At 66.0% G+C, this 25,964-nt stretch carries 24 protein-coding genes and 2 tRNA genes; 4 read left to right on the top strand and 22 right to left on the bottom strand.

Features of this window, described 5'->3' with window-relative positions:
* The first annotated feature begins 22 nt into the window (after positions 1–22).
* Complete coding sequence (gene thrB, locus HF885_RS08690) at positions 23–964, top strand: homoserine kinase (protein WP_170104544.1); 942 nt, start codon at positions 23–25, stop codon at positions 962–964.
* A gap of 149 nt (positions 965–1,113) precedes the next feature.
* Here the strand turns inward: thrB and HF885_RS08685 are convergent, their stop codons facing one another.
* The 7 genes from HF885_RS08685 to HF885_RS08655 form a co-directional block, all read right to left on the bottom strand.
* Positions 1,114–1,821: an ABC transporter ATP-binding protein gene (locus tag HF885_RS08685; RefSeq protein WP_170104543.1), complete on the bottom strand. Its 708-nt coding sequence runs from the start codon at positions 1,819–1,821 to the stop codon at positions 1,114–1,116.
* Positions 1,821–2,633 (bottom strand): ABC transporter ATP-binding protein, encoded by an 813-nt coding sequence (locus HF885_RS08680; RefSeq protein ID WP_170104552.1) that lies wholly within the window; start codon positions 2,631–2,633, stop codon positions 1,821–1,823. The genes HF885_RS08685 and HF885_RS08680 overlap by 1 nt, the downstream gene beginning before the upstream one ends.
* A 44-nt stretch (positions 2,634–2,677) precedes the next feature.
* Entirely contained in the window at positions 2,678–3,802 is a 1,125-nt protein-coding gene (locus HF885_RS08675) for a branched-chain amino acid ABC transporter permease (RefSeq protein WP_419197820.1), read from the bottom strand.
* A gap of 10 nt (positions 3,803–3,812) precedes the next feature.
* On the bottom strand, positions 3,813–4,688 hold the full coding sequence (locus tag HF885_RS08670; RefSeq protein ID WP_170104542.1) for a branched-chain amino acid ABC transporter permease: 876 nt from the start codon (positions 4,686–4,688) through the stop codon (positions 3,813–3,815).
* Between the two features lie 147 nt (positions 4,689–4,835).
* Entirely contained in the window at positions 4,836–6,035 is a 1,200-nt protein-coding gene (locus HF885_RS08665) for an ABC transporter substrate-binding protein (protein WP_170104541.1), read from the bottom strand.
* Positions 6,036–6,248: 213 nt separating this feature from the next.
* Positions 6,249–6,749, bottom strand: a complete 501-nt coding sequence (locus tag HF885_RS08660) for a VanZ family protein (protein WP_170104540.1) — start codon at positions 6,747–6,749, stop codon at positions 6,249–6,251.
* Positions 6,750–6,752: 3 nt separating this feature from the next.
* Entirely contained in the window at positions 6,753–8,147 is a 1,395-nt protein-coding gene (locus tag HF885_RS08655) for a hypothetical protein (protein ID WP_170104539.1), read from the bottom strand.
* A gap of 234 nt (positions 8,148–8,381) precedes the next feature.
* Here HF885_RS08655 and HF885_RS08650 point away from each other — a divergent pair, with 234 nt between their 5' ends.
* Complete coding sequence (locus HF885_RS08650) at positions 8,382–9,185, top strand: SDR family NAD(P)-dependent oxidoreductase (RefSeq protein WP_170104538.1); 804 nt, start codon at positions 8,382–8,384, stop codon at positions 9,183–9,185.
* Positions 9,186–9,322: 137 nt separating this feature from the next.
* Here the strand turns inward: HF885_RS08650 and rho are convergent, their stop codons facing one another.
* From rho to HF885_RS08615, 7 genes are all read right to left on the bottom strand, one after another.
* Complete coding sequence (gene rho / locus HF885_RS08645) at positions 9,323–11,419, bottom strand: transcription termination factor Rho (protein ID WP_170104537.1); 2,097 nt, start codon at positions 11,417–11,419, stop codon at positions 9,323–9,325.
* 385 nt (positions 11,420–11,804) lie between these two features.
* Positions 11,805–12,479 carry a MarR family transcriptional regulator gene (locus HF885_RS08640; protein WP_170104536.1) on the bottom strand — a complete coding sequence of 225 codons (675 nt, stop codon included), beginning with the start codon at positions 12,477–12,479 and terminating at the stop codon, positions 11,805–11,807.
* 213 nt (positions 12,480–12,692) lie between these two features.
* The gene (gene argS, locus HF885_RS08635; RefSeq protein ID WP_170104535.1) at positions 12,693–14,537 is read right to left on the bottom strand and encodes an arginine--tRNA ligase; all 1,845 of its coding nucleotides are present in this window, start codon (positions 14,535–14,537) and stop codon (positions 12,693–12,695) included.
* Between the two features lie 124 nt (positions 14,538–14,661).
* Positions 14,662–16,143, bottom strand: coding sequence for a nicotinate phosphoribosyltransferase (locus HF885_RS08630; RefSeq protein ID WP_170104534.1), 1,482 nt, complete (start codon positions 16,141–16,143; stop codon positions 14,662–14,664).
* Positions 16,144–16,225: 82 nt separating this feature from the next.
* Positions 16,226–16,540, bottom strand: coding sequence for a hypothetical protein (locus HF885_RS08625; RefSeq protein ID WP_170104533.1), 315 nt, complete (start codon positions 16,538–16,540; stop codon positions 16,226–16,228).
* Positions 16,541–16,595: 55 nt separating this feature from the next.
* Complete coding sequence (locus HF885_RS08620; RefSeq protein WP_170104532.1) at positions 16,596–17,567, bottom strand: radical SAM protein; 972 nt, start codon at positions 17,565–17,567, stop codon at positions 16,596–16,598.
* Between the two features lie 56 nt (positions 17,568–17,623).
* Positions 17,624–17,699, bottom strand: a tRNA-Ala gene (locus tag HF885_RS08615).
* A 457-nt stretch (positions 17,700–18,156) separates the two neighbouring features.
* Between HF885_RS08615 and HF885_RS08610 the strand changes: the two genes are divergently transcribed.
* Positions 18,157–19,356 carry an MraY family glycosyltransferase gene (locus HF885_RS08610; RefSeq protein ID WP_170104531.1) on the top strand — a complete coding sequence of 400 codons (1,200 nt, stop codon included), beginning with the start codon at positions 18,157–18,159 and terminating at the stop codon, positions 19,354–19,356.
* A 129-nt stretch (positions 19,357–19,485) separates the two neighbouring features.
* A complete protein-coding gene (locus HF885_RS08605; protein ID WP_170104530.1) occupies positions 19,486–20,037 on the top strand; it encodes a hypothetical protein in 552 nt (183 codons plus the stop codon).
* Between the two features lie 126 nt (positions 20,038–20,163).
* On the opposite strand, the gene rplT is transcribed toward HF885_RS08605, so the two are convergent.
* The 8 genes from rplT to HF885_RS08565 form a co-directional block, all read right to left on the bottom strand.
* Positions 20,164–20,523 carry a 50S ribosomal protein L20 gene (rplT, locus tag HF885_RS08600; RefSeq protein ID WP_154542312.1) on the bottom strand — a complete coding sequence of 120 codons (360 nt, stop codon included), beginning with the start codon at positions 20,521–20,523 and terminating at the stop codon, positions 20,164–20,166.
* Between the two features lie 50 nt (positions 20,524–20,573).
* Positions 20,574–20,774, bottom strand: coding sequence for a 50S ribosomal protein L35 (gene rpmI / locus HF885_RS08595; RefSeq protein WP_154542313.1), 201 nt, complete (start codon positions 20,772–20,774; stop codon positions 20,574–20,576).
* Position 20,775: 1 nt separating this feature from the next.
* Positions 20,776–21,354 carry a translation initiation factor IF-3 gene (gene infC, locus HF885_RS08590; protein ID WP_090846990.1) on the bottom strand — a complete coding sequence of 193 codons (579 nt, stop codon included), beginning with the start codon at positions 21,352–21,354 and terminating at the stop codon, positions 20,776–20,778.
* A gap of 362 nt (positions 21,355–21,716) precedes the next feature.
* Positions 21,717–21,896, bottom strand: coding sequence for a hypothetical protein (locus tag HF885_RS08585; protein WP_170104529.1), 180 nt, complete (start codon positions 21,894–21,896; stop codon positions 21,717–21,719).
* A 33-nt stretch (positions 21,897–21,929) separates the two neighbouring features.
* Complete coding sequence (locus HF885_RS08580) at positions 21,930–22,109, bottom strand: hypothetical protein (protein ID WP_170104528.1); 180 nt, start codon at positions 22,107–22,109, stop codon at positions 21,930–21,932.
* A gap of 551 nt (positions 22,110–22,660) precedes the next feature.
* A tRNA-Leu gene (locus HF885_RS08575) sits at positions 22,661–22,747 on the bottom strand.
* A 57-nt stretch (positions 22,748–22,804) separates the two neighbouring features.
* Positions 22,805–23,620, bottom strand: coding sequence for an MBL fold metallo-hydrolase (locus HF885_RS08570; RefSeq protein ID WP_170104527.1), 816 nt, complete (start codon positions 23,618–23,620; stop codon positions 22,805–22,807).
* Positions 23,620–25,959 carry a RelA/SpoT family protein gene (locus HF885_RS08565; RefSeq protein ID WP_170104526.1) on the bottom strand — a complete coding sequence of 780 codons (2,340 nt, stop codon included), beginning with the start codon at positions 25,957–25,959 and terminating at the stop codon, positions 23,620–23,622. Before HF885_RS08565 ends, HF885_RS08570 begins: the two co-directional genes overlap by 1 nt.
* Positions 25,960–25,964: the final 5 nt, after the last annotated feature.

Here is a 25,964-nt window from a genome sequence, read left to right as displayed (position 1 = left end):
CGACGCTTTGGGGGCTCAACTCATGACTGACCAGACCAAGGACCGCGCGGCCAAGGGTAACGAGGCGCCGCGCAGGTTCCGCGTGCTCGTGCCCGCGACGTCCGCGAACGTGGGCGTGGGCTACGACTGCCTCGGGCTCGCGCTCGACCTCACGGCGAGCTTCACGTTCGAGGTGTCGGACCGTCTCCTGATCGACGGCTGCCAGGAGCGCTTCCGCGGCGAGGACAACCTCGTGTGGACGAGCTACCTCGACACCTGCCGCGAGCTGTACCAGCGCCCTCACGCGCTGCACATCACCATCGACTCGCCCGTGCCGCTCTCGGGCGGCCTCGGGTCCAGCTCCACCTGCGTCGTCGCGGGCGTCGTCGCGGCGCAGGTGCTCCACGCGGGCGGCATCGACGCGGACGCCGCGCTCGACTTCGCCACCAGGATCGAGGGGCACCCTGACAACGTGGCCCCGGCGCTCATGGGCGGGCTCGTGAGCTCGTTCGTGGACGAGGGCCGCACGCGCTCCCTGCGCTTCGACATCGCGCCCAACCTCACGTTCGTGGCCATCGCGCCCCCGTACGAGGTCCGCACGGCGGAGGCGCGCAAGGTCATGCCGAGGGAGGTCTCCGTCCAGACCGCCGTGTGGCAGATGGGACACTGCGTCGCGGTCGTGGACGCCCTCAGGCGCGGCGACGCGGAGCTCCTCTCCGCCGCGGCGAAGGACCGCCTCCACGAGCCGTACCGCGCGACCCTCATCCCGGACTACGAGCCCATCCGCCGCACCGCGCTCGCGGCCGGCGCCGCCGCCTTCCTCATCTCCGGCTCCGGCTCCACCATGCTCGCCATCACGGACGGGCGCGACGCCGCGGAGCGCGTCGCTGCGTCCGTCTCGAACATGGTCGAGAACCACGTGGACGGCCTCTGGGTGCGCGTGCTTGCCGCGAACTCGCGTGGCACCTCGGTCGAGGTGCTGTAGCGCCGGGGCGTGCCGCCTCGTTGTGTGCGCCGGGCCGCGTGGGGTATCAAAAGTGCCGTAATACGAGAAGAACGGGCGTCCCATAAGGGGCGCCCGTTCTCTTGTCTCGCTAGCCTGCGTGGCGGCGTGCCTTCGTGCGACGCGCGAGCCTAGCCTCCGAGGTAGGCCTTGCGGACGTCGTCGTCGTGCAGCAGGTCCGCGCCGGTGCCGGTCTTGCTGATGTGGCCGACCTCGAGCACGTAGCCCCTGTCCGCGATGGACAGCGCCATGGAGGCGTTCTGCTCGACCAGAAGGATGGTCGTGCCCTGCTCGTTCAGGGCGCGGATGATGTCGAAGATCTCCTCGACGAGGATGGGTGCGAGGCCCATGGACGGCTCGTCCAGCATGAGGAGCTCGGGCTTGCTCATGAGGGCGCGGCCCATGGCGAGCATCTGCTGCTCGCCGCCGGACAGCGTGCCTGCTGTCTGGTTCATGCGCTCCTTCAGGCGCGGGAAGCGCTCGTACACGATCTCGAGCGTCTCCGAGTTCTCCGCGTCAGAGCGGGTGTAGCCGCCCATCTCGAGGTTCTCGGCCACGGTCATCTGCGCGAACACGCGGCGTCCCTCCGGGCAGAGGGCGAGGCCCTTCTCGACGATCTTGTGGGCTTTCACGCCCACGAGGCTCTCGCCCTTGAACTCGATGGAGCCGTCGTCCGGCTTGATGATGCCCGCGATCGTGTTGAGCGTGGTGGACTTGCCGGCGCCGTTCGCGCCGATGAGGGTGACGATCTCGCCCTGGTTGATTTCGAACGAGATTCCCTGCACCGCCTTGATGGCGCCATACGATACGTGCAGGTCCTTGACGGAAAGAAGCGCCATTACTTCACCCCCTGCTTGCCGAGATAGGCCTCGATGACCTTCGGGTCCTGCTGGATCTCCTCGGGCGTGCCCTTTGCGATGATCTTGCCGTAGTTGAGGACGCCGACGACCTCGCACACGCCCATGACGAGGGACATGTCGTGCTCGATGAGCAGGATCGCGATCTGGAACTCGTCGCGGATCTTCAGGATGTTCTCCATCAGCTCTTCGGTCTCGTTCGGGTTCATGCCCGCGGCCGGCTCGTCCAAGAGCAGGACCTTCGGCTGCGTCGCGAGGGCGCGTAGGATCTCGAGTCGGCGCTGTGCGCCGTACGGGAGGTTGCCGGCCTGGGTGTCCGCGAACTTCTGCATGTCGAAGATGCCGAGGAGGTCCATCGCCTTGTCACGGAACTCCCTCTCCTGCGACCAGTGCTTCGGAAGGCGGAGCACGTCGGTCAGGAGGTGCGTGCTCATGGAGTTGCCGAAGCCGACGAGGATGTTCTCCGCGACGGTCATCTGGTTGAACAGGCGGATGTTCTGGAACGTGCGGGCGACGCCGAGCTTGTTGACCTGGACCATGCTCATGCCGGCGGTGTCATAGCCGTCGACGAGGATGGTGCCGCGCGTGGGCTTGTACACGTTCGTGAGCAGGTTGAAGATCGTGGTCTTGCCGGCACCGTTGGGGCCGATGAGGCCGGAGATCTCCGTGCGGCCCATGGCGATGTTGAAGTCGTCGACGGCCGTGAGTCCGCCGAAGTCGATGCCGAGGTGCTTCGCCTCGAGGACGGGGATCTTGCCGAGGTCGCGCTCGGGGATGAGGTTTGGGCTCTCCATCTGCACCAGGACGGAGCGGCGCTTCTTCTCTTCGCTGGTCAAGGCTACTCGACCTCCTCTGCGGACGCGCTCTTCTTCCAGGGGAACTCGCGGTTGGCGATCTTCTCGAGGACGTTGCCGAGCGAGAAGTCGTACGTTCCGAGCAGGCCCTGCGGACGGAAGATCATGACGAGGATCAGCACGACGGCGTAGACGACCATGCGGTAGTCGGCGAACGCGCGCAGCGCCTCGGGCAGGATCGTAAGGAAGGTCGCGGACAGGACTGAGCCGAGCATGGAGCCCATGCCGCCGAGGACGACCATGACCAGGATCTCGATCGACTTCATGAAGCCGAACTTCGCGGGAGCCATGACGCCGATGCAGCCGGCGTACAGGCCTCCGCCGATGCCTGCAAAGAACGCCGAGACGACGAACGCGAGCGTCTTGTAGTACGTGGTGTTCACGCCGGAGGCCTCGGCCGCGATCTCGTTGTCGCGGATGGAGAGGATGGCGCGGCCGTGACGGGACTTCATCATGGTGTGGATGAGGAAGAGCGAGATGACCACGACGACGAACGTGTTGAGGAAGTTCGTGTACGAGGGTATGCCCGTGAGTCCCTTCGCGCCGCCCGTGAGCTCGAAGCCGACGACGCCGTCGATGTTGAGCATGACGACGCGAATGATCTCTGCGAAGCCGAGCGTGATGATGGCGAGGTAGTCGCCCTTCAGGCGCAGCGCCGGGATGCCGATGATGACGCCGCAGATGGCGGCGCAGATGCCACCGAACACGAGGCCGATGACGAACAGGAGCGACGCGGCGGGGGTGCCGAGCACGAAGTCGCGCATCGTGACGCCGAAGGCGGGCATCATGCGCATGATGAAGATGGCGCACGAGTAGCCGCCGACCGACATGAAGCCGGCGTGGCCGAGCGGCAGCTGGCCGAGGTACCCCGTCGCGATGTTGAGCGACACCGCCATGATGATGTAGATGCCCACCTGCTCGAGCACGGACGTCTGGTAGCGGGTGATGATGCCCTGCCCCACCATCATGTCGCCGATCGCGAGGAACAGGACGACGAGCACGGTGTTGATGATGTAGCGCTTTCCGACGGATATGGTCTTGCGAGGACGAGAGCCCTTCGGAGCGCCAGCGGTGATGATGGGCTTCTCCTCGTTCTTGAGTTCTTCCACGACGACCTCCTTACACTTTCTCGCTCATCGTGCGGCCGAGGATGCCGGTGGGCTTCACGATCAGCACGATGATAAGGAGCAGGAACACGACGGCGTCCTTCCACACGGAGAGACCCAGCGCGGAGACGAACACCTCTGCGAAGCCGACGAGCAGGCCGCCGATGACGGCGCCCGGAATCGACCCGATGCCACCGAGGACGGCCGCGACGAACGCCTTCGTGCCGAGCATGATGCCCATGGTCGGTGTCGCCTGGGAGTAGGCCATGCTGTACAGGACGGCACCGATGCCGGCGAGCGCGGAGCCGAGTGCGAACGTGAAGGAGATCGTGGTGTTGACGTTGATGCCCATGAGCCTTGCGGCGCCCATGTCCTCGGACACCGCGCGCATGGCCTTGCCGAGCTTCGTCTTCTGGACGAGGAACGTGAGGACCGCCGTCGAGATGGCCGTCACGACGATCGTGAGGATGGCGTTGAGCGAGAGGCTCATGCCCGCGACCTTGATGTTTGAGACGCCGATGTACGGCGGCACGACCTTGGCATCCGCACCGAAGACGAGCTGCGCGCCGTTCTCCAGGAAGTACGAGACGCCGATGGCCGTGATCAGGATGGAAAGGCGCGGGGCGTTGCGCAGCGGTGCGTACGCGACCTTGTCGATGAGGACGCCGAGCAGCGTGCAGCCCGCGACCGAAAGGATCACGGCGATGGCGGGGTTCATCCCCAGCTTCGCCATGACAATCCAAGAAATGTACGCGCCGACCATGATGATGTCGCCGTGGGCAAAGTTAAGGAGCAGGATGATGCCATACACCATCGTGTAGCCCAGGGCGACGAGCGCATAGATGCTGCCGAGCTGCAATCCGTTCAGCAACTGCGTCAAAAACGTCACGGCAAACACTTCCTCTCGTTTACCAGCTAGTTGGTTCTGATACTTAATCGGGGCCCGGAGGGGCTCTCGCGCGTGCCCCCTGTACCCCAAAGGCGCCGAGAGAGTTCCCCCGGCGCCTCCAAAGCGACTACCTAAGAGACCATGTCCTTACATGGTGGTCTCGATGTACTCCTTGCCATCCTTGAAGCCGATGATCAGCGTCGACTTCACGGGGTCGCCGGTGCCGGCGAACTTGATCGTGCCGGTAACGCCCTCGATCTTGTCCTTGGCGATGGTGTCGATGACCTTCTGCTTGAAGTCCTCGTAGTCCTTGGCACCCGCCTTGTCGACCTTGTCGACGGCAGTGAGCAGGATCTTCGCGGCGTCGTAACCCAGTGCGCAGAAGTTCGTCGGGTCGCTCTTGTACTCGGCCTTGTAGTCCTTGATGAACTGCTGGACGCGCTCGTCATCGTTGGCGGAGACGAACGAGGTGTCATAGAAGCAGCCCTCGAGGTCCTTGCCGGAGGCGTAGTCCTCGTCGCCGCCGACGATGTTCGCCCAGCCGTCGGCGCCCAGGAAGACGCCCTTGTAGCCGAGCTCGCGCGCCTGGGTGACGATCTTGCCGTCGTCCTGGTAGTAGTTCGGGGAGAGGACGGCGTCCGGCTTCTTCGCGATGATGTTCGCGAGCTGCGCCTTGAAGTCGACGTCACCCTGGGAGTAGCTCTCCTGCGTGGCGACGGCGAGGCCCTTCTTCTTGGCCTCCTTGACGAACGCGTCGTTGACGCCCTTCTCGTAGTCTCCGCCGGAGTTGTAGATGGTGCAGACGGTCTTGTAGCCCTGCTTCTTGGCGAAGTCGGCCATCAGCTTGCCCTGGTAGGGGTCGGTGTAGCAGGCGCGGAACGCGTTCTTGCCGTACTTGATGAAGTCGGCCGCGGTCGCGGAGGCGGTCACCAGCGGCATGTTGTCGTTCACGGACTCCTGCGCGACGGCGATGGACGGCGTGGAGGTGACATCGCCGATGATGCCGACCACGTTGTCCTCGACCATCTTCTGGTACACGTTCACGGCCTCGGTGGCATCGCCCTTCTCGTCCTGGACGACGAGGGAGATCTTCTTGCCGGACTTGGTGCCGCCCTTCTTGTTGAACTGCTTCACGTAGAGCTTCGCACCGTTGCGGACGGCGAGGCCGTACTGGGCGACGTCGCCGGAATACGGGCCCATGAGGCCGACCTTCAGGGTCTTGCCAGAGATGGCGGCGTCAGAGCCGGAACCGGAGCCACAGGCGGAAATGAGCGAGGCTACCCCAAGGCCCAGGGCGGTGGCACCGCTCGCCTTGAAGAGGTCGCGCCTCGAGATGTTGTTTGCCATTTTATTACCTCCATCTTTACTAAGGGTGCCTGTCGGCATCTTTTAGCTTGAACCAAACTTAAGCCTTTAGGTGCTCTGAGTCACCGAAAGATGCCGATGGTTATCGTGTCTGCAACATTTGAAGCAGTTTGGAAACATGTGCACGATAACGCGGCGAGAAAAGCGGGGGGACGCGGTCGTCCCCGCGTCCCCCCGACAACAGCCATCTTGTCGCTAGCCCCGGCGCCGCCCCAGGCGCCGCGCCACCAGCATGACGAGCGTGCCGAACAGCACGCCCGCAAGGTCGAGCAGCACGTCCGTGAGCAGGCTCGACCTGCCCGGCGTGAACATCTGGATCGTCTCGTCCGCCACGGGCGCGAGGCAGCACGCGATCGTGCCGAGCTTCACGAGGCGCATCGCGGCCGCGTCCACGCCGTAGGACGCTCGCATGAAGCCGCCTTGCGCCGCCGTGCGCAGGCCGGAGCACAGCAGCCCGAGCATCGCATACTCCAGGAAGTGCGCGCACTTGCGTATGACGTGCGTCATCTGGTGCGTATCGGTGACGCCCGCCGCCTCGAACGCGGGGCGCAGCACATGCATCACCACGTTGCTCTCCCCCGTCGACGCGGGACCGGGCACGAGCGAGTGCCCCCACACGAACGCGAGCCACAGCACAACGACCACGAGCCACGCGGCCGCGGCGCGCGGCGCGTGCGCGGACCTGCCGCCGGCCACCCGCTAGGCCTCCCTTGCCATGCTCGCCATGTGACGGGGCTTGTACGCCGCCTGCGAGCCGCGCTGGCGCGTGCGGTGCAGCTTCGCCGTGGACTTCATGCTCTGGCTGCCGCCCTGGATGACGTGGAGGTACTCGCGCGAGGAGCGGCGGGCCGCCTGGCTCTTGTTGCGCGAGAACTCGTCGTCTATCAGGTAGTCGATGTAGGACTCGGTGTCCACCACCTCGGGATGCCCCGCAGGAGTGCGGAACGGGATGAACTTCGTCGGGTCCTCGAGGCCGGTCGGGTCATCGATCGTGTCGGCGCTGCCCACCACGTCGTTGAAGGCCGGGACGCGCGGTCCGCGGTCGATGTTCTCGTCCATCGCCTCGAGCGCGGTCTCCCACAGGTCGCCCTGGTCCAGCTCGTCCGCGTCGCGGCGCTCGGGATACTTGCCCTGGTACACCTCCGGGACGCTCCGCGCAATGCGCGCGGCGCGGGAGCGTGCGAACTCCATGGCGGGCGTGAGCTTCCGGCCATCAGCGCCCTCGCCCTGCGCGGCTTCCGCCTGGGTCGCGACGGCGCGGCGCGGCGCCGGGTCCATCCACGCCGGGATCTCGAGCGACTCCGCCGTCTGGTTCACGCTCGGCGCAAGGTCAAGCTGGTCGTGCCCTCCCACCAGGCGCACGGACTCGCCCAGGCGCTCGTTCCACCAGCTCGTGCCCACGTCGCCCACGGATCCGTCCGCGCGCTCGATGATGGGCAGCCCCTCGAACTTGTCGCCCCCAAGGCGGTCGTGCAGGACGCTCGCCACGCCGCGGGCCCGGGCGGCCATGCGGGCGCTAAGCGTCTCGTGCTTCACGTAGCGCTCCGCGACGTTCACGTAGTCGTTCTCGTTCGCGGACTCCTCGTCCACGGCGGGCACACGCGCGGCGATGGCCGCGTTCACGGGGCGCGCGATCGTCTCGTCCACGGAGTACGCGCCCGTGACGGGCATGACGCCCACGAAGTGGCCGGCGTCGGCCGAAGCCTTCGGGGCGGCGTAGCTGCGGGGCGCCGGCTCGGCCGGCTGGGCCGTCTTGCGGGAATCCGCCTGCGCGGCGGGGGCAGCTGGGGCCTTGGTCGCGACCGCGGCGTCCGCGGCGACGGCGCCCCTCGCGCCCAGGACGGCGGTCGGCTCCTCCGCCTGCTCGTCCTTCTCCGCGTCTTCCCCGCGCGAATGCGCCCGGGCGAGAAGCGCCACGACGCTCGTCGCGGCCGCGCCGCAAGCGACGCCCAGGGCGAAGGTTGCGACGGGGTTGCCCGCGACGTCGCGGCCGAGGTCGGCCAGGGTCGCCGCGTGGGCCGTCTGCGGGACGACGGCGCCCCATGCGCCAAGAAGCCCCGCAACCACCGCCGGGTTCCTTCTTGCCTTGTTCATCCCTGCACCTCCCGCGCCGTGCCCGATGCATCACACGCGGAATCGAAGAGCTGCCAGCGACGCCGGCGGCTTTCGCCACCCCATGCGTCCATTGGCGGAGACAACGGCCTGCTTCGTCTTATCTTCGTATACCGTCGTAGTATGCAGTCGAGGCAGAGTACCTCAGACTGTTTTCGATATTAGCCGAACCCCCGGGTTTTTCAAGGCTCAGGGCCAAATCTTAGGAGCAGACAGATGAAAAGCATCGCCATCGTGACGGGCGCGTCGTCGGGAGTGGGCCGCGAGTTCGTGCGCCAGCTGGATGCGGGCGCGGGCGGCCCCCTTGACGAGCTCTGGCTCATCGCGCGCCGCAAGGCCGTCCTTGAGGACGTCGCCTCTGCGTGCCACACGCCCACGCGCGTGCTTGCGCTCGACCTCACGGACCCCGCCGCGTTCGAGGAGGTGTCGCGGGAGCTTTCCCGCGAGGAGCCGCGCGTGCAGTGGCTCGTCAACAGCGCGGGCTTCGGCAAGTTCGGGGACTTTTCCGCCATTGGCGAGAAGGACACGGCGGACATGGTCCGGCTCAACTGTCTGGCCGTGGTGGAGATGTGCTACCTCGCGCTCCCCCACATGGCCGCGGGCTCGCGCATCATCAACCTCGCGTCCATCGCCGGCGTCATCCCCCAGCCCAGGCTCTCCGTGTACTCCGCGACGAAGTCGTTCGTGCTCGACTTCTCGCGCACCGTCGACCACGAGCTTTCGGGTTCCGGCATCCACATAACGGCACTGTGCCCCAAGTTCATGCGGACCGGCTTCCTGGACAAGCCGAACGACAGTGAGGTCGCGCGCAAGATGTGCCGCATAGGCTTCAGCCCCGTCGACAAGGTGGTCCGCCGGGCGCTGCGCGCAGCCGTGCTCGGGCGCGCGCTGTGCATACCCTCCCTCGACATGAAGGCGGCCCACGTGATCACGAAGATCCTCCCCGCCTCGGTGACGATGGAGCTTGAGGAGATGGTCCTTGGCCTGTGGGAGCCCATGCGAAACGCGCCGGGGGTCTAGCGCGCGACGACCGGCTGGCCCGCGACGACCCAAAGGAGAAGGGCGCCCCGGCCGTGGTTGGCAGGGACGCCCTGGCGTTGTGGCTCGTACGTGGCGCGGCCCTTCTCGCCCGTGGCGAGGGGGTCTGACGGGGCAGGCTACACGCCGACGAACTCCGTCTGCTGCGCCTTCTTCGCGGAGCGGATGAGGAACTCCTCGTTGTCCTTCGTCGCCTTCAGGCCGCGCACGAGGGCCGTCGCGGCGCGCTCCGTGCTGTTCATGTTGGCGAGCAGGCGACGGATGCCCCAGATGAACGGCTGGAGGTTGGGGTCGATCAAGAGGTCCTCGTTCCTGGTGCCGGAGGCGATGGGGTCGATCGCCGGGAAGATGCGGCGGTCGGCGAGGTCGCGGTCGAGCTTGAGCTCCATGTTGCCGGTGCCCTTGAACTCCTCGAAGATGACCTCGTCCATCTTGGAGCCGGTGTCGACGAGCGCGGACGCGAGGATGGTGAGCGAGCCGCCGTTCTCGATGTTGCGTGCCGCGCCGAGGAACTTCTTGGGCGGGTACAGCGCCGCGGAGTCGACGCCGCCCGAGAGGATCCTGCCGGAGGCGGGCGCCGCGAGGTTGTAGGCGCGGGCGAGCCTCGTGATGGAGTCGAGCACGACCACGACGTCCTCGCCCATCTCGACCAGGCGCTTCGCGTGCTCGATCACCAGCTCGGACACGGAGGTGTGGTTGGCGGCCGGCATGTCGAACGTGGACGCGACGACCTCGCCCCTGATGGAACGCTCCATGTCCGTCACCTCCTCCGGGCGCTCGTCCACGAGCAGGCAGAACAGGTGGACCTCCGGGTTGTTGGCGGCGATGGACTGGCAGATCTTCTTCAGGACCGTGGTCTTGCCGGCCTTGGGGGGCGACACGATGAGTCCGCGCTGGCCCTTGCCGATGGGCGCCACCAGGTCGATGGCGCGACCGGTGATGGAGTCCTTGCCGTGCTCCATCACGAGGCGCTCGTTGGGATAGATGGGCGTGAGGTCGCGGAAGCGCGGACGAGACTTCATCTCTTCCGGCGCGCGGCCGTTGATGGTCTCGATCGCGTGCAGCGGCGGGTACTTGTTGCCGGCCTTCGCGGGCGCGACGCTGCCCTTGACGCGGTCGCCCGGGCGCAGGCCAAACTGCCTGATCATCTGCTGATGCACGAAGGCGTCGGAGTCGCCGGCCATGTAGTTGCCCGTGCGGACGTACGCGTAGCCCTCGTTCTGGAACTCGAGCACGCCCTCGACCGGCCTGAAGCCCTCCGCGATCGCAGCGGCCTCGTACACGGACTCCGCAAGGTCCTTCTTGCGCAGGCCAACGTAGTCGATCCCGAGCTCTGCGGCCTTCTTGCGGAGCTCGGCCACCTTCATCTGGGCCACGTCGTCGCGCGAGAGCGTGGGCTCCACGTTCTGCTCGCGCTGGTTGCCCTTGCGGTTGCGGCGGCGCTGGTTGCGCCCCTGCCTCTGGTTGTTGTCGCGGCCGACGTTGCCGTTTCCGCCGGACCCCGCCTCGGAGCGGCCGTTGTGGCGCCTGCGGCGACGTCCGCCATGCTCCTCGCGGTCGTCCTCGCGGCCGCCCTGGGCGTCCTTCTCGCCCGCGTCGCGCGCGGCCGGCGTCGCCTTTGCGGACGCCTGGTCGGCACCCTCGCCCCTGGCGTGGGCCTCGTCGGCGTGGGCGGCGGCGTCTGCCTCGGCAAGCGTCGCGGCCGGCGCGCCCAGGAGCCCCGCCGTCGCGGGCAGCGGCTCCTGAGCCGGCGCCGCCTCCGCCTTGGGCTCCTGGGCGCCCTCGGCGGCCTTCGGCTTCCTGCCGCGGCGGCGCGGCTTCGGCGCCTCGGCCTCGCCCTGGGCCTCCGCCCGGGCGTCCTCGCCCTCGCCCTGCTGGGGCTCCGCCTTGCGCGCGCGACCGCGACGGCGCGCGGGCTTCTTCTCCGCCTCGGGGGCATCGCCCTCTGCCGTCGGGGCACCGGCCTCGTCGGCGACCTTCGGCTGCTCGCCCTCGGCGGCCGCCTTCTTCGCAGAGCGCCTCCGCGTCGTGCGCTTGGGCTTCTCGCCCTCCGGCGCCTGCTCCGCTCCCTGGGGGGCGTCCGCCGGCTGGGCGCTCTCCTCCGCGGTCTTCTTCGTTACGCGACTGCGTCGCCGCGGCTTCTGCTCGGCGGGCTGTGCCGCCGCCTCGCCCTCTTGCGGCGCCGGCATGCTGGTAGGCTGGTTGTCTTCCTCCATTAAGGACCTTTCTAAAGTCTCCTTGCGCAACCGCGGCCTCGGTGGGATTGGAGCCCAAAACGCTGGCAGACACGCCGCCCCAGCGTTCCTGAGGCCTGGCTACCTTGGCTCCGTTTAAGTGGTGAGGCTTGTGCGCGAGATAAAGAATGCGACCATGCGCAAATTTGGCTTCACTATACCATTTCCCCCGCGAAACACAACCTCGGCAACCCGTTTTGCGCAACGGAATTCCCCGCGACCGCACGGGCGCGGGCGAGAAGGGCGTGGCCCCATGGCCGCGGTCGCGCAGGGGCCGTCACGTGGCCGCGGGCCACAAGAGTGCGGGGGCCCTCCTGGAAGGACCCCGCACGGACGCGCCACCCTCGTTTTGTTGCGCGACGCCTCGCTACTCTGCCTTGAGCCTGCGGCGGCGCCTCACTACCAGCTCGCCTATCCGGCTCACGATGCCGCGCGCCGCCTCGCCGCCCGTCTCGGTTAGCCCCACGTGGAACCCGTGGCGGCTGTCGCCGATCCTCTGCACGTAGCCGTCGCCCTCGAGCGCGGCCACGGACATCGAGACCGTCGGCTGCAGCAGCCCAAGCGCATCCACCAGCGCGCTGATAGTGTGCTCATCCCCGTCCAGCACGTAGATGCCAAGCAGTATGAGCTCGCTTGCGTCGCAGTTCAGGGAGCCCATGGCGTCCACGTACGCGCGGATGCGGCTCGCCGTCGTGCGCGAGAGCGGCTCCTGCGGGCGGATGGCCGATCGCGTCGCCTCGCACAGACTGTCCACGACCGTGAGCCCCTTGTACGATATCGTGCAGAAGATGTTTCGCTTGTCGTCGGAGCCCTGCTCGCGCTCGATGAGGCCCATCGACGCGAGGTGCTTCGTCCTGTGCGTCATGGTGGGACGCAGGACGTGCTGGTAATCCGCTATGTCGGACGTACGCATCCCGCCTTCGCAGTTCGCGAGCCTGCAAAGGATCGAAAACTCCGAGAAGGACAGCCTCTCGGGCTTGTCCGCATTCTGCCTAACGAGGTTGTACGCTTTGCGGATTGACAAGTATTCTCGTGCGTCCATGTGAGACCTACAGCTCTCTCTGTATCGCTTACTTGCTGCGCTCGCCTATGGCAAGGCGCGCCCCATCTTAGCCGATGGGACGCACCTCGCGCATGGGCCATCGCTTCCCACACGATACAACATGAAATTAAGCGACGTACGGAAACTTAACAATCGTGCCCGTAACGTTACCAATTAGAAAGATAAATGCCGCAACGTCACGCGCTAGCTTGCCTACATTACGTCCGGTGCGGACACGCCGATGAGCTTGAGCGCGACCTCGAGGTTGATGCGCACGGCGTCGCACGCGACGAGACGGGCCTTCGAGACCTCGGGGTCGACGGGACGACCCTCGCTCGGAAGGACCTGGCAGTTCGCGTAGAACCCGTGGAACGCGCCTGCAAGCTCCTCGGCGAAGTGCGTCAGGCGGAACGGCGCACGGTCGCGCGCGCAGCCAGCCACGAGGTCGGGGAACTCGGAGATCTTGCGGGCGAGCGCGGCCTCGGTCGGATCGGTAAGAAGCGACAGGTCGACGGAGTCGCCGATGGCCCTCTGGGCGACCTTCTCCATGCCAAGCTCGAGCGCCTCGTCCTCGCTCACGCCAGCGGCCTTGCGCAGGATGGAGCAGACGCGCGCGTGCGCGTACTGGACGTAGTACACGGGGTTCGTGTTGCTGCGCTGCTTCACGGCCTCGATGTCGAAGTCGATGGTCTGGTTCGAGGACTTGGACACGAGGGTGTAGCGCGTCGCGTCGACGCCCACCTCGTCGATGAGCTCCTGGAAGGTGATCATCGTGCCCTTGCGCTTGGACATGCGGACGGGCTCGCCGTTCCTCAGCAGGTTGACGAACTGGCCAAGGTCGACCTCGAACTTGCCGGGGTAGCCAAGGGCGTCGCACACGTTCGTGACGCGGGCGATGTAGCCGTGGTGGTCGGCGCCCCACAGGTCGATGGAGTAGTCGTCGCGCTGGAACTTGTTCCAGTGGTAGGCGACGTCGGACGCGAAGTAGGTGTACTCGCCGTTCGACTTGATGAGGACGCGGTCCTTGTCGTCGCCGAGGGCGGTCGACTTGAACCACAGGGCGCCGTCGTCGGTCTTGTACAGGTAGCCCATCTTGTCGAGCTTGTCGAACGCGCGGTCGACCTGCGAGGTGCCGGACTCGTCCTTCACGTAGAGCGAGCGCTCCGAGAACCACAGGTCGAACGGGCAGCGGACCTCGTCGCACGTAGCCTTGATGCGTGCGAGCATGGACTTGTAGCTGCGCTCGCGGAACTGCTCCAGGGAGTCCTCAACGGGCACGTCCACCCACTTGTCGCCGTCGGAGGCCACGAACTCGCGCGCGATGTCCACGATGTAGTCGCCGCCGTAGGAGTTTCCGCCAAGCTCCTCGTTGAAGGCGTCCATGTACGGGTGGGTCTCGGGGTGCTCGTCGTCCTCATCCTCGACGTAGGCCTTGCGGTCGGCGAGCAGCTTGTCGTGCGCGGCGTCCAGGTCGCAGGCGTCCTCGCGCATGATCTCCTCAAGCTGCAGGTAGCGCCTCTGGACGGAGCGCCCGAACACGTCCATCTGCGAGCCGTGGTCGTTGATGTAGTACTCGCGGTCAACGTGGTAGCCCGTGAAGTCGAACACGTTGCACATGGAGTCGCCAAGCGCCGCCCAGCGGCCGTGGCCCACGTGCAGGGGGCCGGTCGGGTTCGCTGAGATGAACTCGTAGTTCAGCTTCAGGCCGTGGCCGAGGTCGCTCCTGCCCCAGTCGGCGCCCTTCTCACGCACCTCCTGCAGCACCTCGTTGTTCGCGGAGGCGTTCAGGTAGAAGTTGATGAAGCCGGGGCCGGCGACCTCCACCTTGGAGACTGCGCCGCTCTTAGGCATGTGGGCGACGATCGCCTGCGCGATCTTCGCGGGGGCCATGTGGGCAAGGCGCGCGGAGCGCATCGCGACGGTGGTGCTCCAGTCGCCGTTGGTCGTGTCTGCGGGACGCTCGACGCCGAGCTCCTTCACCTCGAACTCCGGCAGGTCGCCTGCGGACTGCGCCGCGGCGATCGCCTGCTTGACAAGCTCCTCTATGGTCTCCGGCATACTGGCTCCTTCTCCTTTGGTTTGAGACACATTTTGTGGATAGTCTAGCAGAGTGCCGCACCCATGTGCGGCACTCCAAGAAAGGCAACGCGTATGCGACTGTTTTCGCCGGGCGAGAAGGACGCTACCTCCGGCCAGAGTCCCTCTGCTCGGCCCGGGCAAGGTCGCTCCTGAGCCTCGCGAGCCCGCGCTCCAGCCCCACGGGGTAGATCTGCGGGTTGAGGAAGCGCCTCACGGACGGGTCCAGGTGCATGAGCGCCTCGCGGCAGCGGGCCTTCGCCTGCTCGATGGTGTCCGGGTCCTTGGTGCGCACGCCCTTCTCCACCAGCTGCTCCATCAGCTCGCGGGGGGTGCCGCCGCTCACGTCGTACGTCGTGAGCTCGTCCAGCACGTCCACGATGGTCGCGTCGTCGTCGCCCTTGACGGAGTCGTCCACGATCATGTCGCCCATGGGGCACCCGGCCTCGTCGTAGTAGCGGCGGATGTGCTGCACGCCGGGGATCGTGCGCTTGTACGCCATCTCGCTCAGCTTGATGACGGGGTCCCACGCGTCATCGGGCGTCGCCCGCGTCGCCGAGAGCTTGTACACCCCGCCGAGCGAGGGCTGCGGGTCGCACGTCGCGAGCTTCGTGCCCACGCCGAACGAGTCGATGGGCGCGCCCTGCGCAAACAGCGACTGGATGGTGTACTCGTCCAGGTCGTTCGACACGGAGATCTTCACGTAGTCGAGGCCGGCCTCGTCAAACGCGGCGCGCGTCTCCTTCGACAGCTTCGCGAGGTCGCCGGAGTCTATGCGGATGGCGGCCAGGCGCTCGCCTGCCTGCTCCATCTCCTTCGCGACGGTGATCGCGTTCCTTATCCCCTGGTGCACGTCGTACGTGTCAAGCAGCAGCACGCAGTTCTTCGGGCTCGTCTTCGCGAACGCGCGGAACGCGTCGAGCTCGGTCGGAAACGCCATCACCCACGAGTGGGCGTGTGTGCCAAACACGGGAATCCCGTAGATCTTGCCCGCGAGCACGTTCGAGGTGGAGCTGGCGCCGCCGATGTACGACGCGCGGGCCACGGCGAGGCCCCCGTCCGGCCCCTGGGCGCGGCGCAGGCCAAAGTCGGACACGGGGTGCCCCTCCGCCGCGTGGACCACGCGGGCCGTCTTCGTCGCGACGAGCGTCTGGAAGTTCACGAGGTTCAGCAGCGCGGTCTCGAGCAGCTGGCAGTCAATCAGCGGGCCCTCGACCCTCACCATGGGCTCGCGCGGGAACACGAGCTCGCCCTCGGGCACGGCCCACACGGAGACCCTCATGCGGAAGTCGCGCAGGTACCTCAGGAAGCCGTCCTTGAACATGGGGCCGCCTCCCGGCGCCTGCACCCCGGAGAGGTACTCGACCGCGTCGTCCTCGAACACGAAGTTCTCCACGAGGTCGGCGATCTGCCCCATGCCGCACGCCACCGCGTAGCCGCCGCCAAACGGCGCGTCGCGGAAGAACACGTTGAAGCACCCCTCGGCGTCCGCGAGTCCCGACTCCCAGAACCCCTGCGCCATCGTCAGCTCGTACAGGTCGGTGTTAAGCGCCACGTCTGTCGGCTTGGTCGCGTCCGTCAGTGCCATTGCGGTCTCCTCCGTCTTGGTTGTCCCATGACATAGTCCAACGACAGAAGGGTACCACTCACGCGACGAACGGGCCCGCACGTTAGTGGCCGAGCGTCATCACCAGCACGATCGCGACCGCGATGGCCGCCAGGGCGAGAAGGACCACCTTCTGTCCCGTCGGCATCCTCAGGTCGTCGTCGGGCTCCATGAGCTTCGCGTTCCTCTCGCGAAGCTCCCGCGTCCTGCGGTCCCGCTCGGCCTCCGCGCGCGTGCGCTCCTGCTCCGCCTTCAGCCTCTGGAGCTCCGCGCGCTCGCGCTGGACCTCCCGCGCCTGGTCGCGACGCGCCTTCTCGGCTCGCAGCTCCTCGAGCTCCCTGCGCTCGTCGTCGCTCAGTCCGCCGTTCTCTGCCGCCATGTCTGCTCCTCGCTCACGGGCCGCCACCGGGCGGCCGCCTCGTCCTTCTCGCCCGCTAGGCGCGCGCCTTGGGCCCGCCCCCGTCATCGCAGGAAAGCTCCGGGCCCTCTACGCCCGTCGCGTCGAACGCCGGGACGAAGCTCTCGGACACCGTGCCGCCCTGCTGCCACCACATGCGCTCGAACCCAAGGTCGTCCGCGTGGTCGAGAACGGCCTCGTACTCCTCGTCCGTCACGGCGCGCGCCAGGTCTCCCCCGGCCAGCCTGCACCCCTCGTTGGGCGTGTACTGGTTCATGACGGAGAGGTCCACCTCGTTGCCGCACAGCTCCCACACGCGGTCCAGCACCGCGAGCGAGTCCTGCACGTGCCCCGGCAGCACCAGGTGCCTCACGATGATGCCGCGCCGCATGATGCTGCGAGCGTCCTCGCTGCGCCCGCCCGCCGCCCTCACGGCGGCAAGCATCTCCCGGAGAGCCTCCTCGGCCCTCTGGGGGTAGTCCGGCACCGCGGACAGCGACCCCGACACGAGGTGCGACGCGTACTTGAAGTCCGTGAGCCAGATGTCGACGACGTCGGACATGGCCCGCACGACCTCCGCGTTCTCGTAGCCAGAGGTGTTGCATACGATGGGCAGGTCCATGCCATGGGCCTTTGCCTCGAGCACCGCTTTCCTCACGTGCGGGGCAAAGTGCATCGGCGTCACGAGGTTTATGTTGTTCGCGCCCTGCGCCTTCAGCTCGAGCATCATCTGGGCAAGGCGCTCGCACGTAACCTCCAGCCCGAAGCCCTCCTGCGATATCTCGTGGTTCTGGCAGAACACGCACCTCAGGGGACATCCCGTGAAGAAGATCGCGCCAGACCCGGACTCCCCCGATATGGGCGGCTCCTCCCAGAAGTGGAGCGCGCTCCTCGCGACCCTCAGCGTGGCCGTCGCGCCGCAGAGGCCGGCGCGTCCGGAAGACCTGCGCGCGTGGCACCTCCTCGGGCACAGCTCGCAGCCGTCGTACATGCCAAAGCCGATTTCCATCCAGTCCTCGCATACAAAAAAGCCCGGATGCAATGCATCCGGGCACTGGTTCCAAATGGTGGAGATGAAGGGATTCGAACCCTCGGCCTCTGCCTTGCGAAGGCAGCGCTCTCCCAGCTGAGCTACATCCCCAGAGCAATTCGCGCAAGAAGTATTGTTGCAAGAACCCTAGTCCGTGTCAACCCTAAATCTCGAACGATTTTCTCGTCACATTCTTGGCAAGAAAAAGTCGCCCCCTGCGGTTGCGAAATGAACCCACCTCTCTCAGGTGGGTGCCCTCGTCGTCTGTTCCAGCTTCCTCAGCAACGGAGGATGCCTGTACTGGGAACGATATCTGGGCTCCCTCAAAACGCTTGTCGGTTCACCCAATTGTGTCCGCAGGGGAACGACACCTATGACTATACGGGACCGCAACCGAAAAAACAGTCTTGACTTGAAGCCCCATCCTGCCAACATTAGGAATTGTGGCCTACCGCTTTCGGGGGCCCTTTTTCATATTTGTGGACCGCGCGCCCGTCGTGCGGGCTCATCCTGTATCATTGCCATGTTAACTGTTGTTTCTGGCGGTGCCAAAGCGGGAGGAGGGTGCATGTATCGGCCTTGGCTGCCATACCTCTGCCTCTTCGTCGCGGCGCTATTGGCGGCACTGGTCACGACCCCGCTCGCAAGGCGCGTCGCCTGGAGGCTCGGCGCCGTCGACTATCCCGACAAGCGCAGGATCAACACGCGCCCCATTCCGCGCATGGGCGGCATCGCGGTCTTCACCGGCATCATCGCGGCGCTTGTCGTGCAGTACCTCGGCACCAAGTTCCTCGACTGGCCCATGGTGCTCATGCCGGCGCCCTTCCTCCAGAACGTCAACTACAAGCTTCTTGTCTGCGGGTTCGTAGCCATATTCCTCACGGGCGTCCTGGACGACGTGTTCCAGCTCAAGCCCCTGCAGAAGCTCCTCGGACAGGTCATCGCGTCGCTCCTGGCCGTCGCGTCCGGCGTCGTCATCGGCGTCATCGTGAACCCCGCGACGGAGGGCGCGTTCTACCTCGGAGTCTGGACCTACCCCATCACCATCGTCTACCTCGTCGCGTACGTCAACATCTTCAACCTCATCGACGGGCTCGACGGCCTCGCCTCCGGGCTCGCCTGCATCGCGAGCTTCACGATGTTCATACTCTCCGTCATGTCTGGCAGGACGGACGCCGCGGCCCTCGCCATCGCGCTCTCCGGCGCCACGCTTGGCTTTCTGCGCTACAACTTCAACCCGGCGAGCATATTCCTCGGGGACTCCGGCTCCCTCCTCCTCGGCTACACGCTCGGCATCGTCTCCATGCTGTCCGTCACGCGCGTCGCCGGCCTCACCACCATCATCGTCCCGCTCGTTATCGCCGGCATCCCCATCATCGACACGTTCTCGGCCATCGTCCGCCGCAAGCGCGCCCACGTCAGCATCGGCCAGGCGGACCGCGGCCACATCCACCACCGCCTCATCGCCGAGGGCTTCAACCAGCGCCAGGCGGTCCTCATCATGTACGCGTGGACGGCGCTGCTCTGCCTCGGGACCTTCCTCATGACCCAGGTCTCCGTCATGCCCCGCATCGCGATCTTCGCGTCGCTCCTCCTCGTCTCCGCGCTCATCGCGGGCAAGCTCCACCTCTTCAGGCCCGTGCTCCTCCACCACACCGATCCCAAGACCGGCGACGACGAGCTCGTGTCCCCCCAAGATCCCGAATTTGTAGAAGAAGAGGAGAAGTTCGAGGAGCGTCAGGCCAAGCGCCTCCACAGGCACCACTAACAAGCCTTCTACCTCGTGTTATGCAAGACATGACGCAGCGCGAAAGCCAGCTGCGACCCAAAGGAAGCCTACTGCCAGGCCCAAGTAATAGCCTGTTCCCACCATAAGCGACGACGGAGGGAGCAAGGCATGGCAGCAACCGCGCAGCACGAGCTTTTCCGGGAGGTCCTCGGCCACGACGAGAGGCTCTTCTCGGCATTCCTGGGCCACCAGCTTCGCCGGGAGGTGGCGCGCAATCTGTTCCGCGGGGAAGGCGCGCCCGACGACGCCTTCTCGCGTATCGACACCGGCGATGCGAACCCGGGCGACCAGGGGCTCGAGCCTCCCGACGACGCCACGGGCCCGTTCTTCCCGTTCTGCGAGCCAGGGTTCGCCCTGGATGCCGTTCGCCTCGAGAACAGCCTCCACGGCCCCCTCGAGAGCATCCTGAGGTCCGAATACGAAGAGGGCTTTGCCGACGGCGGCCAGGCCACGCTCGACATGGTGCGGGAGCTCTACGGAGCGCTCGGCGAGAAGGGCGACCTATCGGGGCTCGAAGAGGCCCTCGAGGGCCCCGAGGAGCTCTCTGACGCCATCGAGCACATCCGGCGCAAGGGCCAGGACGAGCTCCGGCAGCAGGCGCATGATGGCAAGGTGGACCGTGACGCAAGCCACGTCGCGTCGCCGGAACGGGGTGCGTAACCCGGTCGCCCACCGCCACGCGCAGCACGCACGAGCCTCACCAGGCGCCGGCGCCAGAGACACGCATACAAGAAAGGGGTCCCACGGACTTCTCCGTGGGACCCCGTTAACCTTTGCGTGCGAAGGCTACTCGGCGAGGGCCTTCTTCGCGACCTCTGCGAGGTCCGCGAACGCGGCCTCGTCCTCGTAGGCGATCTGCGCGAGGACCTTGCGGTCGAGCTCGACGCCAGCGAGCTTCAGGCCGTGCATGAACTTGCTGTAGGAGAGGTCGTTCATGCGGGCGGCGGCGTTGATGCGCTGGATCCACAGGGCGCGGATGTCGCGCTTCTTGTTACGACGGTCGCGGTACGCGTACTGACCGCTGTGCTGCGACTGCTCCTTCATGCCGCGGAAGGTGCGGGAGGAGGTTCCGTAATAGCCCTTGGTGCGCTCCACCAGGGTCTGACGCTTCTTACGGCCGGCGACTGCGCGCTTGACTCGTGCCATATCTAATCAACTCCTTGGAAAATGCAATCAAATGACGCGTGCGCGCCTCGTTAGTTCTTGGAACCCATGCGCTGGGAAACGACCTTCACGTCGGCCGGAGCAAGCTCCGCCTCCTTGCGGAAGCCGCGGATGCGCTTCTGGGACTTCTTGGTCAGGATGTGGCTCTTGAAAGCCTTGGCACGCATGATCTTGCCGGTGCCGGTGCGGCGGAAACGCTTTGCCGAACCCTTGTGAGTCTTCATCTTGGGCATGCTAGTTCTCCTTCTCGCTCTCGCTGTCGTCCTCGAGGTCCTTCTCGTCGAAGGCGCCCTTGATCGGGGCGACGAGCATGTGCATGTTACGACCTTCCATCTTAGGCTTCTGCTCGACCGTCGCGTACGGCTTCAGGTCGTCCGCAAGCCTATTCAGGACGTTGAGGCCCTGCTCCGGATGAGCCATCTCGCGGCCACGGAACATAATCGTGACCTTGACGCGAGCACCCTTCTTCAAGAAGCGCATGACGTGGTTCTTCTTGGTCGTATAGTCGCCCACGTCAATCTTGGGCCTGAACTTCATTTCCTTGACCTCGACCTTGACCTGCTTCTTGCGCGCGGCCTTGGCCTTGCGGTCCTGTTCGTACTTGAACTTGCGATAGTCCATGACCTTGCATACAGGAGGCTCCGCGTTAGGAGCAATCTCCACGAGGTCGAGGTTCTGCTCGTCTGCGATGCGCTGCGCGTCGCGAATGCCGAACAGTCCAAGCTGGGAGCCATCGACGCCAATCAGACGGCAAGTACGTGCGGTGATCTCGTCATTGATGCGAGGACCCTGGTTCTTGGCTATCTTTGACACCTTCCCTTCATCTGCGACGTATCCGTCGCAACAAAAAACTCCTGGCGCATGACATGCGTCCAGGAGACAACGTCCGCCTATGGCGGTTAAGAATCTTTGTCTGACCAGACAGCAGCCACGAGGCGCCGTGTAGGTGGGGGCCAAAGCCCCGCTTTGCAACACACAGGGATAAAGATACCTCATCACCCCGCTGCGGACAAGCAGAACCTGTCCAAAACAGCCACTTCACAATACCACGACATCTGCTGATGCAGATGAGACATTGCTCCAACTGCACGATCGGCAGCCTCTGGTTCGCGTTCAAGTCGTCGCTCTGCCACCTGTGCACGGGCGCACCGGCATCGACCGCGGACGCACCGCCTCTAGCAGCAAGACGACTCGGCCTTGGGTTCCTTGGTGCACACCGCGTTCTCGACGTTCTTGAAGAGCGCCGGGGTGCTCGGCGATTGCGCTTGGATGGTGGAGTTGTTCTGCGCCTTGCGCAGGATGTCCTGAGCTACCTCGACGGGCAGGACGATCTTGGATGCGTTCGTTGCGGCCATTGTCCGCTCCAATCTGCGTTGCTAGTGCTCTTCCTACTCCCCGGAGCCGAACAACTGACGAGCGAGCTCTCGCTTTGCGGCGTCCTTGCCGTCGCCGGCGTCGTTCGAGAAGCTCCCCGGCTTGCGCGTGCGGGGCGCGCTCGACGGCTTGTCCCAGGCCGCGAGGGCCTTGGCGTTCGCCGCCATCTCGTCCTCGTCCGCGCCGAACACCAATTCGCGCGCCGCACCACCTTGTCGCGTGCAAGCCTCGCCACCCGCCTCGAGAACGACGACTCTCGCGACTCGGAGGGGAACCGCTCGCTCACGAGCGACGCGACCTCGTCCGTGCGGTCGGCGATGCCGGAATCGCCCACTTGCTTCCCCGTCACGGTGAAGTATCGACCATGGTTGCAGACCTCTATCCCGCGCCGATGGTCTGCTCTCCCTACGACCCCCGTCGTCCTCTGGTCCGCGTACGCGAGGATGTGGACGCCGGTCCCCGATGGGCTCACCTCGGTGTACGACCCGATCGCGTCGACCATCTCCTGCGCCCGCGGCTCTATCGCCCCGCCGCGTCGCCGCACCTGTCAAGCAGGAAGCGCACGAGCGCTCAAAGCATACGTGCGAAGATAAAAACCACCGCCCCGACGTCTCCGCGATGGAGGAGGCGACGGGGCGGATGGACGGTCCACACAACAGGCAGGTTGACGCTGGTTGAATGGTCAAATGGCTATGGAGCCATGCCTGCCGAATTATTCAATATAGAAATATCCGCTGGTAAAAGATGGTGCCCGAGGTGGGACTCGAACCCACACGCTGTTGCCAGTAGCAGATTTTGAGTCTGCCGCGTCTGCCAATTCCGCCACTCGGGCAATCAAGCGGCCTGCGTGAAAGACTATACCAGAGCTTCCGTGAGGCCGCTGTCACAATTAGCGAAGGTACGGGTTCTGCGCAAGCTCGTCCTCCATGGTCGTCGGGTCGCCGTGACCGCAGAACACGTTGGTGTGCGCGGGAATCTCCCGCTTGAGCCGCGCAAGCGTGCGCGCCATGTCTTCCTGGCTCCCGCCCGCGAGATCGGTCCTCCCGCATGATCCCTTAAACAGCGTGTCCCCCACAAAGCAGACGTGCTCCGCAGATCCGCCGCCGAGAAGAACTATGCCTCCCGGGGTGTGGCCCGGCGTCTCCAGCACCCTGAACTCCGCGGTCCCGACCTTGAGGACGTCCCCCTCCGACAGCGTGAGGTCGGGGTCGGGAGCGTTGTCGTCGTACGAGCGGCCGAGCTCGCTCTTCTCGCCCGCGTGCTTCGCGAGCTCCGCATCACGGGCGGATATCGCGTACTTCGCCCCCGTGGCCTCCCTCAGGGCCTTGACGCCGCCCACGTGGTCGCCGTGGCCGTGGGTCGCGACGATGTAGCGCACCGTCACGTCGGTCGGGAGGTGCTCCGCTATCGCCTTGCCGGAGTTGCCCGGATCGACCACGAGGCACTCCCCCTGCGACACGTACGCGTAGCAGTTGGTCTCGATGGGACCCACGACGAACATGGCGATCTGGTCGCGGTCGTCGGCGCCGCAGCAGCCGCCGCCACAGCATCCGCCGTCGTGGTCGTGGCCGCCGCAGCAGCCGCCGTCGTGGTCGTGGCCGCCGCCACAGCATCCGCCGTCGTGGTCGTGGCCGCCACAGCAGCCGCCGTCGCCTTGGTGGCTGTGGTTGCCGCAGCAGTGGTCGTGCTCTTCTCCGCAGGCCATCAGACCCTCCTCTTCATCTGGTTGGCGCCCTCGCCCGGAAGGATGCGGCGGGCGCTGTACACCGACGGCACGCGGCCGACCGTCGCCAGAAGCGGGGCCAGGCGCGATGCGTCGGAAATCGCTATCAGGAACCTCAGGCGTGCGGCGCCGGACTTCGCCGTCTGCGTCGCCGCCGAGAGGATGTTGCCGCCGGAGTCGCCGATCGCGATGGTGACGTCCTTCAAGAGCCCCATGCGGTCCGTGGCCTCGACCACGATCTCCACCTGGAACTCCGTGGCGCCCGTCGTGTCCCACTCCACGTCGATCATGCGCTCGGGGTGCTGCATGAGGCCCTTCACGTTGGGGCAGGTGGCGCGGTGGACGGACACTCCCCTGCCACGCGTCACGAAGCCCACGATGTCGTCGCCCGCGACGGGGTTGCAGCAGTGCGCTAGGTGCACCAGGAGGTCCGGGTCGCCCTTCACCACCACGCCGCAGTTGTTGCCCTGGCGGCGCTTCGCGAGCGAGCGCGAGTTGCCGGCAAGCGGGGCGAGCGGCTTGTCCTCCTCGATCGCCTGCTGCTTCGCGGCATCCTTCTGCCGCTCGGTCTGCTTCTCGGCGCTGTCCTTGCCAAGAGCGGCCTCGATGCGGTTCGCTATCTGCTTGGACGACACCTTATTGCTTCCGACGGCCGCGAACAGGTCGTCCACGCGCACGTAGTCAAGCTGGCGCACGACCTCGTCTATGGCCTTCACCGTGCGTGGCGTGTTTATGCCAAGGCCGCGCTTGCGAAGCTCGTGCGCGACGTCGCTCCTGCCCTGCTCGGCATCGTCGGTCTTCGTGGCCGTGGTGAAGTACTTGCGGATCTTCGCCTTAGCGGACGGCGTGGCCACGATGTTGAGCCAGTCGCGGCTTGGCTTCGAGTTCTTGTTCGTCAGGATCTCGATGCGGTCGCCGCTCTCCAGGTGGTACGTCAGCGGGACCACAGACCCGTTCACCTTCGCGCCGACGCAGTGGTTGCCCACCTCCGTGTGCACGGCGTACGCGAAGTCGAGCGGCGTGGAGTCGCGCCTGAGGCTCATGACGTCGCCCTTGGGCGTGAACACGAAGATCTCGTCCTCGAACAGGTCGACCCTCAGGTTGTTAAGGTACTCGGTCGCATCGCCCATCTCGTCGTCCGTCGCCCAGTCCAGGCTGCGACGGATCCAGTTGATCTGCGAGTCGATGTCCCTGTCGGAGTTCGACATGGCGCCCTCGGAGTTGCCGGCCTTCTTGTACAGCCAGTGGGCGGCGATGCCGTACTCCGCGCGGTCGTGCATCTCGAACGTGCGGATCTGGATCTCGATCGGACGGGCGTCTGCGCCGATGACCGTCGTGTGCAGCGACTGGTAGCCGTTGGGCTTCGGCATCGCGATGTAGTCCTTGAAGCGGCCGGGCAGCGGGTGCCACAGCGTGTGTACCGCGCCGAGCGCGGAGTAGCAGTCCCCCACGGAGCATGCGAGCACGCGCAGCGCGATGAGGTCGTAGATGTCCGAGAACTCCTTGTTCTTGCGGGTCATCTTCTGGTAGATGGACCACAGGTGCTTCGGGCGGCCCGTGATCTGGTAGCCGGAGAGGCCCACGCGCTTCAGCTCCGCGTCGAGCACGCGAATCGCCTCGTGCGTGTTCTGCTCGCGCTGGGCGCGCGTCTCCTGCACCATGCGCGCAATGCGCTCGTACTCGTCCGGCTCGAGGTAGAAGAACGCGAGGTCCTCCAGCTCCCACTTGATGGAGCTGATGCCGAGCCTGTCCGCGAGCGGCGCGTACACGTCCATGGTCTCGCGCGCCTTGAAGCGCCTCCGGTCGGGGGGCAGCGCGGCGAGCGTCCGCATGTTGTGGAGCCTGTCCGCGAGCTTGATGATGACGACGCGGATGTCCTTGGACATGGCAAGGAACATCTTGCGCAGCGTGAGGGCCTGCTTCTCGTCCATGGAGCTCACGCTGATGGAGGTGAGCTTCGTCACGCCGTCCACGAGCTCCGCGACGGTGTCGCCAAAGCGCTCGCGCACGTCGTCCAGGGTGACGGGCGTGTCCTCCACCGTGTCGTGCAGCAGCGCGGCGCAGATGGGGTCCGCGTCCATGCGCAGGTCCTTCGCCAGGATGAACGCCACCTCGACGGGATGGTTGATGTAAGCCTCGCCGGAGCGGCGGCGCTGGTCGCGGTGGCAATCCGCCGCGAAGTTGTACGCGTCCTCCACCTTCGCGAGGCCGTCGGCGTCTAGGTACTCGGCGCAGGTGCTGCGCAGGATGCGCCAGTTGTCTGCCTGGGGAACGTTCCTTCGTCGGCTGGGCTCCCCCGTGGCCACGGAAGTCTCTCCCATGAAAA

It is taken from the genome of Parafannyhessea umbonata (assembly GCF_012844235.1).
Lineage (GTDB): Bacteria > Actinomycetota > Coriobacteriia > Coriobacteriales > Atopobiaceae > Parafannyhessea.
This window is presented reverse-complemented; position numbering and strand designations above follow the sequence as displayed.

Excerpts from the sequence above, each read along its gene's own strand:
- HF885_RS08570 (WP_170104527.1), bottom strand. The coding sequence starts at position 23,620 with ATGGCCTGCGGAGAAGAGCACGACCACTGCTGCGGCAACCACAGCCAC.
- argS (WP_170104535.1), bottom strand. The coding sequence starts at position 14,537 with ATGCCGGAGACCATAGAGGAGCTTGTCAAGCAGGCGATCGCCGCGGCG.
- HF885_RS08625 (WP_170104533.1), bottom strand. The coding sequence starts at position 16,540 with ATGGCGGCAGAGAACGGCGGACTGAGCGACGACGAGCGCAGGGAGCTC.
- HF885_RS08620 (WP_170104532.1), bottom strand. The coding sequence starts at position 17,567 with ATGGAAATCGGCTTTGGCATGTACGACGGCTGCGAGCTGTGCCCGAGG.
- rho (WP_170104537.1), bottom strand. The coding sequence starts at position 11,419 with ATGGAGGAAGACAACCAGCCTACCAGCATGCCGGCGCCGCAAGAGGGC.
- HF885_RS08685 (WP_170104543.1), bottom strand. The coding sequence starts at position 1,821 with ATGGCGCTTCTTTCCGTCAAGGACCTGCACGTATCGTATGGCGCCATC.
- rpmI (WP_154542313.1), bottom strand. The coding sequence starts at position 20,774 with ATGCCCAAGATGAAGACTCACAAGGGTTCGGCAAAGCGTTTCCGCCGC.
- HF885_RS08655 (WP_170104539.1), bottom strand. The coding sequence starts at position 8,147 with ATGAACAAGGCAAGAAGGAACCCGGCGGTGGTTGCGGGGCTTCTTGGC.
- HF885_RS08680 (WP_170104552.1), bottom strand. The coding sequence starts at position 2,633 with ATGGAGAGCCCAAACCTCATCCCCGAGCGCGACCTCGGCAAGATCCCC.
- thrB (WP_170104544.1), top strand. The coding sequence starts at position 23 with ATGACTGACCAGACCAAGGACCGCGCGGCCAAGGGTAACGAGGCGCCG.
- HF885_RS08610 (WP_170104531.1), top strand. The coding sequence starts at position 18,157 with ATGTATCGGCCTTGGCTGCCATACCTCTGCCTCTTCGTCGCGGCGCTA.
- HF885_RS08650 (WP_170104538.1), top strand. The coding sequence starts at position 8,382 with ATGAAAAGCATCGCCATCGTGACGGGCGCGTCGTCGGGAGTGGGCCGC.
- HF885_RS08640 (WP_170104536.1), bottom strand. The coding sequence starts at position 12,479 with ATGGACGCACGAGAATACTTGTCAATCCGCAAAGCGTACAACCTCGTT.
- HF885_RS08565 (WP_170104526.1), bottom strand. The coding sequence starts at position 25,959 with ATGGGAGAGACTTCCGTGGCCACGGGGGAGCCCAGCCGACGAAGGAAC.
- HF885_RS08605 (WP_170104530.1), top strand. The coding sequence starts at position 19,486 with ATGGCAGCAACCGCGCAGCACGAGCTTTTCCGGGAGGTCCTCGGCCAC.
- HF885_RS08665 (WP_170104541.1), bottom strand. The coding sequence starts at position 6,035 with ATGGCAAACAACATCTCGAGGCGCGACCTCTTCAAGGCGAGCGGTGCC.
- HF885_RS08630 (WP_170104534.1), bottom strand. The coding sequence starts at position 16,143 with ATGGCACTGACGGACGCGACCAAGCCGACAGACGTGGCGCTTAACACC.
- HF885_RS08585 (WP_170104529.1), bottom strand. The coding sequence starts at position 21,896 with ATGGCCGCAACGAACGCATCCAAGATCGTCCTGCCCGTCGAGGTAGCT.
- rplT (WP_154542312.1), bottom strand. The coding sequence starts at position 20,523 with ATGGCACGAGTCAAGCGCGCAGTCGCCGGCCGTAAGAAGCGTCAGACC.